The sequence below is a fragment of the uncultured Mycobacterium sp. genome, assembly GCF_964249325.1.
In the GTDB taxonomy this organism is placed as follows: Bacteria; Actinomycetota; Actinomycetes; order Mycobacteriales; family Mycobacteriaceae; genus Mycobacterium.
Window position 1 is genome coordinate 1,020 of the sequence record NZ_CAXUCH010000136.1, and the last position, 10,458, is coordinate 11,477.

At 66.7% G+C, this 10,458-nt stretch carries 9 protein-coding genes, 1 other RNA gene and 2 pseudogenes (1 of these 12 cut by a window edge); 6 read left to right on the forward strand and 6 right to left on the reverse strand.

Going from position 1 to position 10,458, the window contains the following annotated elements:
• The 3 genes and pseudogenes from ACFE99_RS16365 to ACFE99_RS16375 all read right to left on the reverse strand — a co-directional run.
• Nucleotides 1-385, reverse strand: a pseudogene (locus ACFE99_RS16365) (alpha/beta hydrolase) (its annotated part extends 1,019 nt beyond the left edge of the window); the annotation flags it as partial.
• A gap of 68 nt (nucleotides 386-453) precedes the next feature.
• Nucleotides 454-2,004 (reverse strand): alpha/beta hydrolase, encoded by a 1,551-nt coding sequence (locus ACFE99_RS16370; protein ID WP_375487086.1) that lies wholly within the window; start codon nucleotides 2,002-2,004, stop codon nucleotides 454-456.
• Between the two features lie 59 nt (nucleotides 2,005-2,063).
• Complete coding sequence (locus ACFE99_RS16375; protein WP_375487088.1) at nucleotides 2,064-3,455, reverse strand: wax ester/triacylglycerol synthase family O-acyltransferase; 1,392 nt, start codon at nucleotides 3,453-3,455, stop codon at nucleotides 2,064-2,066.
• Between the two features lie 186 nt (nucleotides 3,456-3,641).
• Between ACFE99_RS16375 and panB the strand changes: the two genes are divergently transcribed.
• Nucleotides 3,642-4,487, forward strand: a complete 846-nt coding sequence (gene panB, locus ACFE99_RS16380) for a 3-methyl-2-oxobutanoate hydroxymethyltransferase (RefSeq protein ID WP_375487090.1) — start codon at nucleotides 3,642-3,644, stop codon at nucleotides 4,485-4,487.
• A gap of 2 nt (nucleotides 4,488-4,489) precedes the next feature.
• Here the strand turns inward: panB and ACFE99_RS16385 are convergent, their stop codons facing one another.
• Nucleotides 4,490-4,882, reverse strand: a complete 393-nt coding sequence (locus ACFE99_RS16385; protein WP_375487092.1) for a heme-binding protein — start codon at nucleotides 4,880-4,882, stop codon at nucleotides 4,490-4,492.
• Nucleotides 4,883-5,037: 155 nt separating this feature from the next.
• Between ACFE99_RS16385 and ACFE99_RS16390 the strand changes: the two genes are divergently transcribed.
• Nucleotides 5,038-5,316, forward strand: a complete 279-nt coding sequence (locus tag ACFE99_RS16390; RefSeq protein WP_375487094.1) for a hypothetical protein — start codon at nucleotides 5,038-5,040, stop codon at nucleotides 5,314-5,316.
• A gap of 138 nt (nucleotides 5,317-5,454) precedes the next feature.
• The gene (locus tag ACFE99_RS16395; protein ID WP_375487096.1) at nucleotides 5,455-6,960 is read left to right on the forward strand and encodes a CHAD domain-containing protein; all 1,506 of its coding nucleotides are present in this window, start codon (nucleotides 5,455-5,457) and stop codon (nucleotides 6,958-6,960) included.
• A 27-nt stretch (nucleotides 6,961-6,987) separates the two neighbouring features.
• Here the strand turns inward: ACFE99_RS16395 and rnpB are convergent.
• Nucleotides 6,988-7,395, reverse strand: an RNA gene (rnpB, locus tag ACFE99_RS16400) — RNase P RNA component class A.
• A gap of 205 nt (nucleotides 7,396-7,600) precedes the next feature.
• Here rnpB and ACFE99_RS16405 point away from each other — a divergent pair.
• The 3 genes and pseudogenes from ACFE99_RS16405 to ACFE99_RS16415 form a co-directional block, all read left to right on the forward strand.
• Nucleotides 7,601-7,705 (forward strand): annotated as a pseudogene (locus tag ACFE99_RS16405) (2OG-Fe(II) oxygenase); the annotation flags it as partial.
• A 65-nt stretch (nucleotides 7,706-7,770) separates the two neighbouring features.
• On the forward strand, nucleotides 7,771-8,952 hold the full coding sequence (locus tag ACFE99_RS16410) for a cytochrome P450 (RefSeq protein ID WP_375487098.1): 1,182 nt from the start codon (nucleotides 7,771-7,773) through the stop codon (nucleotides 8,950-8,952).
• A gap of 49 nt (nucleotides 8,953-9,001) precedes the next feature.
• Nucleotides 9,002-9,196, forward strand: coding sequence for a ferredoxin (locus ACFE99_RS16415; protein ID WP_375487100.1), 195 nt, complete (start codon nucleotides 9,002-9,004; stop codon nucleotides 9,194-9,196).
• On the opposite strand, the gene ACFE99_RS16420 is transcribed toward ACFE99_RS16415, so the two are convergent.
• Nucleotides 9,180-10,271, reverse strand: coding sequence for a Zn-dependent alcohol dehydrogenase (locus ACFE99_RS16420; protein WP_375487102.1), 1,092 nt, complete (start codon nucleotides 10,269-10,271; stop codon nucleotides 9,180-9,182). The genes ACFE99_RS16415 and ACFE99_RS16420 overlap by 17 nt on opposite strands.
• Nucleotides 10,272-10,458: the final 187 nt, after the last annotated feature.

Here is a 10,458-nt window from a genome sequence, read left to right on the forward strand (position 1 = left end):
CTGCCAACGCCGCGCCCATGCTGGCGACGCTGTCGGCCGCCGACGCCCCGGGCCCTCCCGGGTTGACCAGCAGCGAGCCGAGCCGCTGACCGGTCGCCGGAATCCGGATCACCGCGAGCTGGGCGTGGGCGGCGCCGGGATTGTCGTAGTCGACGGGCACCGCCACCGTGGTGCAGCGAGCGCTGGGGATCTCACTGGTGTCGTCGACTAACGCCGCACAGCTGCCCCACTGCAAAGCCGGCGGCTGTGGGACCGCCGAACCGGGAGTCGGGCCGGCGCCGGATTCCGGGGTGGCGCCGGCCGGCGATCCGGCGCCGACGGCCGCAACCAGCGCGAATGGAAGCAGCGCTGAGCCAAGATGTCTCATGCGCCCCATGGCTGTCATCGTCGCATGGTGCGCCGGTCACCGTGGCGGCCAAACGATCACACGTTGATCACGTATCGGCAGCAGGGTCAGCACTTCGCGCCCGGCGGTGGCACAGTGCCACCGACCAGGTACGCCGTCGCGTAGTCGTCGACGCAGCGGTTGCCTTGAAAGACGACCGTGTGCTGGGTTCCGTCGAAGGTGAGCAGCGCGCCGCCGAGCTGTTTGGCGAGGTCCACTCCCGCCTTGTACGGAGTGGCCGGATCATGGGTCGTCGACACCACCATCGTCGGCGCCAGCCCCGGCGCGGAGATGACGTGCGGCTTGGTGGTGGGCGGCACGGGCCAGAACGCACAGGCGCTCAACGGCGCGTCGCCGGTGAACTTGCCGTAGCTCATAAACGGTGCGATTTCGCGGGATCGGCGGTCCTCGTCGATGACCTTGGCCCGGTCTTTGACCGGAGGCTGATCGACGCAGTTGATCGCGACGCGGGCATCGTTGGCGTTGGTGTAGTGACCGTGCGGGTCGCGGCGCATGTACATGTCGGCCAGGGCAAGCAGGGTGTCGCCGCGATGGTCGGCCAGCTCGGTTAAGCCGTCGGTCAAATGACGCCACAGGGTCGGCGTGTACAGCGCCATGATCGTGCCGACGATCGCGTCGCTGTAGCTCAGCCCGCGCGGATCGCTAGTGCGCGCCGGCCTGCTGACCATCGGGTTGGCCGGGTCGACCAGTGGGTCCACCAAGCTGTGGTAGACGTCAACCGATTTGGCGGGATCGGTGCCCAGCGGACAGGTTGGCGTCTTCGCGCAGTCGGCGGCGAAGTCGTTGAACGCATCCTGAAAACCCTTGGCCTGGCGCAGGTCTTGCTCGATGGGATCGGCATTCGGGTCGACGGCACCGTCGAGGATCATTGCCCGGACGTTCTTGGGGTAGGCCTCCGCGTAGGCCGACCCGATCCTGGTTCCATACGAGTAACCCAGGTAGCTAAGTTTGTCGTCGCCGACGGCCTTGCGGACAGCGTCCAAATCGCGTGCGACGTTGACGGTTCCGGCGTTCGCCAGGAACTCCTTGCCCATCTTGTCCACACAGCGCTGGACGAAGTCCTTGGTCTCGCCCTCAGTGTGCGCCACACCCGCGGGGCTGTAGTCGACTTGCGGCTCGGCGCGCAGCCTGTCGTTGTCGGCGTCCGAGTTACACCAGATCGCGGGCCGCGACGACGCCACCCCGCGGGGATCGAAACCGATCAGGTCGAACCGCTCGCGGACCCGCGGCGGCAGTGCCTGCACCACGCCGACCGCGGCCTCGATGCCCGACTCCCCGGGACCGCCGGGGTTGATGATCAGCGAGCCGATCTTGTCACCGGTGGCCGGGAATCGCATCATTGCCAGGGTCGCGGACGCGCCGTCGAGGTGGCGGTAGTCCACCGGTACGGCGATCTTGCCGCACTGGGCGCCGGGCGGAACCTTCACCGAGCTGCCACCGCGAAAATGGCACGCTCCCCACTGCAGCGGCTGCCCGATCTTCGGCCCGGCCTGCACCGCCCGCCCGGGAACCATCCGCGTGCAGCCGGCGACCAGCACCATCGCGGTGATCACGATCAGCGTGGTGCGCGCGATCTTCTCGCAACGAGGCAGGTCCATGACAAACCATGCTGCCATGCGACGTCCGCACGCTCGGGCTAGCCTGCGCGCCGTGGCGGCTAACGGGCCGCCAGTAGCAGCTCTTCCATGCCGACCGCGAAGTCGTCGGCCAACTTCCACAAGTCCGGCAGTAGATCCGGGCACGAAATGATTCCGACGTCGAGCTTGCCGTTCAGCGACATCACCGTGATGTTGAGGCCCGAGCCGTGGAACACCGGTCCGAGCGGGTACATCGCCTTGACTTCACAACCCATGAAGTACAGCGGAGTCTGCGGTCCCGGCACATTGGAGATCACCAGGTTGTGCACCGGCCGATTCCTGGTCAGACTGGTTCTGGCATAGGCCCGCATCGCCAGGCCGAACACCGCCGGCGCCGCGAATTGCGACCAATCCTGCAGCAACGAGGCACTGATCGCCGAACTATGTTGTTTTGCAACGGAATTCGCCTCGGCAATGGACTTCAGACGTTCTGCGGGGTCCGCGATATGGGTTTCCAGATGGGAAAACATGCCCGAAACCTGATTGCGCCCGGGCCGATCCGACTTGCCGTGCACCGAAACCGGCACCATCGCGACCAACGACGAGTCGGGCAGTTCGCCGCGGTCGAGCAAAAATTGGCGCAGCACCCCGGAAACCAGCGCCATCACCACGTCGTTGACCTTGACGTTGAAGTGGTTCTTGACGGTCTTGATATCGTCGAGATCCAGCTGCGCATAGGCGATATTGCGCCTGCCGGTGACGGTAGCGTTGAATGCCGTTCGCGGCGCCGCGAACGGACGCGCCATGGCCAATCCGATGCGTGCCCGAGCCAACGTTTCCACCACCGAAGACAGGGTTTTCGGCAAGACATTCACCAACTGCACTGGGCGCCTGGCGAACCTGGCCAGCCCACTCAGTGCAATTTCGAGCTGGTTGGCGTCGCCGACACCGTCCACAGCCTCCGGTGGCGGCGCGTCTGCTTCGGTGCTGGACAGCTGCGACATCAGTTCGGCGCCGGTGACACCGTCCACGCTGGCGTGGTGAACCTTGGTCATCACCGCTAAGCGGCCGTCTTGTCGCGGATTGGTGCCGGCGACACCCTCGATGACCCATGTCTCCCACAGCGGCCGGCTGCGGTCCAGCGGCAATGACGCGATATGGCCGCAGATTTCGGCCAATTCTGCCCGCCCACCCGGCGGCGGCACCCCGATGCGGTGCAGGTGCCGATTGATGTCGAAGTGCTTGTCGTCCACCCAGACCGGATGGTCGAGATTCAGCAGGCTGTTGGCCAGCTTTTCGCGAAACTGTGGCATCGCCTTCATCCGTAGCGACAAGTTGTCGCGGAACCGGTCGAAGGTGTAGCCGCCCGGCATCGTGGACGTGTCGAGGTCCAGGATCGAGCAGACATGCAGCGGCTGTGAGGGGGTTTCGAGATAGAGGAAGCTGGCGTCGAGTCCGCTGAGCCGTTGCATGGGGCGATGGTATGTCCGGGGTAACGCTGCGGCACCCGGATCGATCAATGACCGGCGGTGTGACAAAGTCCACACTAGACCGGCTCTGGGTAGCTGTTGTCGCAAATGGCACACTGGGACTGTCCAACGAACCCGGGGACCCGACCAGGCCACGAGGATCGAACCGACGACCACTCAAGGACAATGATGTCTGAGCACACTGTTTACGGGGGGACCTCGCCCGCCACGGGAGCACCGCGAGCCAAGACGCGCGTCCACCATCTGCAGAAGATGAAGGCCGATGGCCACAAGTGGGCCATGCTGACCGCCTACGACTACTCCACCGCGCGCATCTTCGACGACGCCGGTATTCCGGTGCTGCTGGTCGGTGATTCGGCAGCCAACGTCGTCTACGGCTACGACACCACCGTGCCGATCTCGATCGACGAGCTGATCCCGCTGGTTCGCGGTGTGGTGCGGGGCGCACCGCACGCGCTCGTCGTCGCCGACCTGCCGTTTGGAAGCTACGAGGCCGGACCCGCCGCAGCGCTGGCGACGGCGACCCGGTTCATGAAGGAGGGCGGCGCGCACGCGGTCAAGCTGGAAGGCGGCGAGCGGGTCCGCGACCAGATCGCCGCGCTGACTGCAGCGGGGATCCCGGTGATGGCGCACATCGGATTCACCCCGCAAAGCGTCAACAGCCTGGGCGGATTTCGGGTGCAGGGTCGCGGTGACGCCGCCGAGCAGACGGTCGCCGACGCCATCGCGGTCGCGGAAGCCGGCGCCTTTTCCGTCGTGATGGAGATGGTTCCGGCGGAACTGGCGACCCAAATCACGGGCAAGCTGACCATCCCGACCATCGGGATCGGGGCCGGCCCCAACTGTGATGCCCAAGTGCTGGTCTGGCAGGACATGGCCGGGCTCACCAACGGCAAGACCGCGCGCTTCGTCAAGCGCTTCGGCGATATCGCGAGCGAATTACGCAGGGCAGCAATGCAATACGCCCAAGAGGTGGCCAGCGGAGCCTTTCCAGCCGACGAGCACAGTTTCTGACGTCAGGTGCTGGGGGCTCCTGAAGGCTGCCATTCGCACCTGTTCTGCAGATCGGTCAACGGCTGGCGAATGCTCTGCAGGTCGGCGTGGACCTGCGGGTTGGCATTCATATAGTTCTGCAGGTCCTCGCGAATCTCGCTGCGCGGCTGACCCCTTAAGCCGGTGAAGTAGTCGTTGACGTCGGGATGGCTGAACAGATAAGCCGATGTTCCCGCGGCAACGTCGGCCGACACCCCGGCCAGATCGGCAGCCGTGCAGCCCGGCGGGGCCGGAGCGGGCTCTGGCGGATCCGCCAGCGCAGTGCCGGCAGCGCCGAAAAGCAGTGCGGCGGCGATTGCGCTTGCACTTGTCGCACCGGCGATCAGGCGGGGTGCACCACAGCCGAAATACAGCATGGATAGCTCCTTAGTGTGCGAAAGCCGTAACCGGTGGCGGTTACACACGCATACGGTAAGCAGCATCGCCGGGACAGTTGGACCAAACCAGCTTAATTCGCGCAGTAGCTGCACGACGTCGATATACTCCGGTCGTCGTCGGCTCATCGGACTACGTGGGCGACGGCTCGCGGGAGGAGAAGATGATGATGAATTGGCGCTCCTGGACCGCGGCCATCCTCACCGCGCTCGCTGTTGTCACCGGCTGCGAGGTTTTCGCCACCGCTCAGGCTTCCGGCCCGGCCAGGGCGACCGTCTGCGCCAGCGTCGGAAGGCGGGTCTCGGTGGGCGGGTGCGCCAACATCGCCGACACGGTGGCCAACTACGCTCCGCCGCCGGCGTACTACGCCCCGATGCCCGAGGACTATCCGCCAACCACGCCGCCGCCGCCGTAACCGGACACCACGGAGGCGCTGCAGTCAGCACCGAGCCACGAGGCGATTCGGTATGACGGTGGCGGGGGGCATGTGATATGGCACCCTCAGCAGTGAAACCGCTCTGCAGGACCGCGGCGCAGCACCTCGGAGGCGAACATGGCCGTCACAGCCGCGGCAACGTCGCGCTACACGGAAGTGGAACGCAAGTTCGACGTTGTCGAGTCGACGGTGTCGCCGTCGTTCGACGGCATCGCAGCGGTCGCGCGGGTGGAGAAGTCGCCGACGCAGGTGCTGGACGCGGTGTACTTCGACACTCCCGGTCGGGATCTGGCGTCCAAAGGGGTCACCTTGCGTCGGCGGGCCGGTGGGTCCGACGAGGGCTGGCACCTGAAGTTGCCCGCCGGTCCCGACGCCCGCACCGAGGTCCGCGCCCCGCTGGACACCGCGCAGAACGACGGCGCCAACCACGATGTGCCCGACGACCTGGTCGACGTGGTGCGGGCCATCGTTCGGAACCGCCCGCTGGCGCCGGTCGCTCGGATCACCACCGCCCGCGAGGTGCACTTGCTCTACGGCGCCGACGGTGGCGTGCTCGCTGAGTTCTGCGACGACCAGGTCACCGCGTGGGCGGCTGGCGCCGCCAACGACGAGCCCACGGAGCAACGGTGGCGTGAGTGGGAATTGGAACTGCGTATCCCCGACGCCTCGAGTGCCGAACTGCTGGACCGGCTGAGCAACCGGCTGCTCGACGCGGGGGCGGTGCCGGCCCGGCATGGATCCAAGCTGGCACGGGTGCTCGGCGTGACGCAGGACGGCTCCCGGGGAAGCGCCGTCGACCCGGTGCAGCGTGCGTTGGCCGAGCAGGTAGACAGCCTGCTGGTGTGGGACCGCGCCGTGCGCGCGAATGCCACAGATGCTGTCCACCAGATGCGGGTGACCACCCGCAAAATCCGCAGCCTGCTGCAGGCCGCGCAGGACTCGTTCGGTCTATCCGACAGCGGGTGGATTCTCGACGAGCTGCGGGAGCTGGCCGGTGTGCTCGGCGTCGCCCGTGACGCCGAGGTCTTGGCCGAGCGCTACCAACAGGCACTCGATCAGCTGTCGGCAGAGCTGGTGCGAGGGCGGGTACGTGAGCGTCTCGTCGACGAGGCTCGTCGCCGCTATCAGACCGGATTGCATCGAACGCTGCTCGCATTGCGCTCACAGCGTTACTTCCGTCTGCTCGATGGGTTGGAAGCGGTGGCGACGAAACCCCCGGCAGGTTCACCCGAACAGGCGCCGGTGACCATCGAGGCGGCACACAAACGGGTACGAAAGGCCGCCAAGGCCGCGGCTAAGGCCGACGAAGCGGAGCGCAACGAGGCGCTGCACCGAATCCGCAAGAAAGCCAAGCGACTTCGCTACACCGCAGCGGCAATAAACGCGACGAAGGTCGCAGAGCAGGCGAAGGCGGTGCAGACGCTGCTCGGCGACCACCAGGACAGCGTCGTCAGCCGGCAGCATCTGATTCATCAGGCCGACGCCGCGCATGCCGCCGGGGAAGACACCTTCACCTACGGGGTGCTCTACCAGCAAGAGGCCGACTTGGCGCAGAACTGCCGCGAGCAGCTGCAGCCGGCATTGCACAAGCTGGACAAAGCTGTGCGCGACATACACCGCTAACCGCGCAGACGGCGGGCCCGACAAGGGCGGGCGAGTTGGCCTGTAAGCCGGATTCTGTTCCCCGCCACCGCGAACACGCCGGCGGGGCGGCGACCATCCATCTGGACACACCGTCACCGGGTGCCTCAAGCGGCCTACCCGCAGGCTCGGGCGAGCAACCCTCGAGCGCCTGCGCGACCGCACCGGGTGCGGTCTTCTTGGCCTTGCTTCGGGTGGGGTTTGCCTAGCCATTCCGGTCACCCGGAATGCTGGTGCGCTCTTACCGCACCGTTTCACCCTTACCACCGCGAAGGTGGCGGTCTGTTTTCTGTGGCACTTTCCCGCGGGTCACCCCGGGTTGCTGTTAGCAACCACCCTGCTCTGTGAAGTCCGGACTTTCCTCGACTCACCTGGCCCTGTCGGGCCAGTGCGAGCCGCGGCCGCCCGGCCAACTCGTCCGCGATCATCCACCGTACTCGGTCGGCGATGGCGCGACCAGCCACTCGCCCGGTCAACTGCCCGAGGCATGCGCGGCTACCGAGTAGGTTGTCGATATCGCTTACCACAAGGACGGTGCCCGACTGATGCCCTCGACCCGATGGCACAAGCGCGTCGACTCCGGCGACTGGGAAGCTATCGCCGCAGACATCGACGCCTCTGGCGGCGCGCCCGCGGCTGGTCGGCGGCACCGGTGCGGCACGGCCTTTCGGTCGTCCGCTCGGGCGAGCGCTACGCCTTGGGACTGATATTTCACGACGCAGCCTGAAAACAAGCGGGCAACAGTTGCTCATACTGTTGCCCATTAGCCCTGTTGGTGTCAGGCTTGACACCATGACCGCAGAACGTAACGCAGAAGGCTTCGTCGATCAGGCGGTGATGGGTCTGGCGGAGCCACAGCCGATGTACAAGGCGCTGCGGGAATCGACCCCGGTGTTCCGCTCACCGCAGGCGGTCGTGCTCACCCGCCTTGCCGACATCGAGATGGCACTCAAACACACCGAACTGTTCTCGTCGAACATGGATGCATTCGATCTGGGCAACCTGCGGCCGCTGATCCCCTTGCAAATCGATCCACCCGAGCACGCGAAGTACCGGCGCATCCTCGATCCGCTGTTCACGCCGCGTGAGATGGCCCGCCGCGAACCGGAAGTCACCAAGCTGGTCAACGAGATGATCGACGGTTTCGCCGACCGGGGCCAATGCGACTTCCACGCCGAGTTCGCGGTTCCGCTGCCGTGCACGGTGTTCCTGCAGCTGCTTGGCTTGCCGCTGGAGGACCTCGAGAAATTCCTGGCGTGGAAGGACGGCGTCATCCGCCCTGAAGGGGTGCAGGGCTACGAACAGCACGGTAAGGCCGCCGCACCCGTGGCCGAACAGATCTACAACTACTTTGAACGCGCCATCGACGACCACATCGCCCACCCGCGCGACGACATCTTGTCCGCGTTGATCGCTGCGGAGGTGGACGGACACTCGCTGACCCGCGAGGAGGTGCTGGACATCTGCTTTCTGTTCCTCATCGCCGGGCTGGATACCGTCACCGATTCACTCGACTGCTTCTTCGTCTACCTGGCGCGCCACCCCGATCACCGTCACCTGCTTATCGAGCAGCCCGACATCCTGCCCAGCGCGGTCGAAGAGCTGTTGCGCTGGGAGACACCGGTGCCCGGAGTCGCTCGAGTGGCCATCCAAGACGTCGAGGTCGCCGGGTGTCCGATCAGCAAGGGCGAGCGGGTCAGCCCGCTGCTCGGCGCGGCCAACACCGACCCGGCCGAGTTCCCGGACCCGGACGTCGTCGACTTCCGGCGCAACCCGAACCGGCACCGCGCGTTCGGAGCGGGTCCGCACCGCTGCCTGGGTTCTCATCTGGCCCGTATGGAGCTGCGGGTGGCGTTACGCGAATTCCACCGGCGCATACCCGATTACGAGATCCCGGCGGGCACTGAGCTCAAGTACACGGCCGCACTGCGGTCGGTGGAGGCACTGCCGCTGAGGTTCGCGGTGGCAACGTGACACGCGCAGGCGACGATGCAGAGCGCCGCGATGAGGAGGAGCGGCGCATATGACGAAAGTCTGTGTCGATGCAGACCTCTGCACGGGGCATGGGCGGTGTTACACGCTGGCGCCCGACGTCTTCGATGCCGACGACTGCGGGCATTCGGTCGTGCGGGTCGCCGACGTCTCCGGCCAGCTCGAAGAGCAAGCCGTCAACGCCGAACGGAACTGTCCCGAGCAAGCCATCACGCTGTCTCGCTGAAGCACACCACACTTCGCGCACCGCGGCCCGCAGCCATGTCGGCGAACGCGGCTTCGACGTCGTCGATGCCGATGCGCCGCGTCACCAGCACCTCGAGGTCGAGCCGGCCGCGCAGCGCAAGCTCGACGAGCGCCGGAATGTCGCGCGCCGGATCACTCGCGCCGTAGACGCTGCCGCGAATCGTCTTGCCGTCGGCCATCAACGACAACGCCGGAAACGTCACCGTCTCCTCGATATCGGACGCGCCCACAATCGTGACCGTGCCGCCGCGGCGGGTAGCGTCGTAGGCCGCGCGGATCGTCACCGGCGCGCCCACCACCTCGATCGCATGGTCCACCCCCACCCCGCCGGTGAGATCGCGGACAGCGCTAGCGACTTCGACCTCGCCCGCGTCGACGGTGTCGGTCGCGCCATTGGTCACCGCGGTCGGCAGCTGCCCCGCCATCCGGTCTGCGGCGATGATCCGCGCCGCGCCTGCCAGCCGTGCGCCTTGGATCGCCGCAAGACCAACGCCGCCGCATCCGACCACCAGCACACTCTCCCCCGGTCGCACCCCCGCGCTGCGCATCACCGCGCCGAATCCAGTGGTAACCCCGCACGCCAGCAGCGCGGCGCGGTCCAGCGGCAGCGACCGATCGATCGGCACCGCCGCCGCGGCCGGCACCAGCGTGTGTTCGGCCAGCGTTCCCGCACCCATCGAGGGCCACACCGGCCCAGCGGCACTGTCGGCGTACGGCTCGCCGAAGCCATGCCCGATGCCCTGCGGACACAGGTGGGCTTCGCCACGCAGACAATGCGGGCAGGCCCGGCACGGCACATTCCAGGTGAGCACGACGTGGTCGCCGGGGCCCAGGGTGGTGACGTCCTCGCCGATCTCGGTGACGACCCCGGCGCCCTCGTGTCCGAGCGTGCACGGCAGCAGCGCCGGCATGCCGCCGTCGCGCACCGACAGATCGGTGTGGCAGATGCCGCTGGCCGCCAACCGCACGCTCACCTCGCCGCGGCCGAGCGGCCGCAACGTCAGCTCCTCCACCGCGCAAGGCTGACCGGCCTCCCGCAGGACGACCGCCTTCATCGCAGGCAGTCTGAGATCTGCGTCACAGTGACCTACCATGGCCTGACCACCGCAGCCGGTCAAGCGGGGTTACGCCCGGGAAGGAGGCGGCAATGACCACAACACCGTCCGAAGTCCAGACGGCGCTGCTCACGATCGGCGGCCGGCAAAAAGAAGGTGATGCCGGCACCTACCCGGTGCACAACCC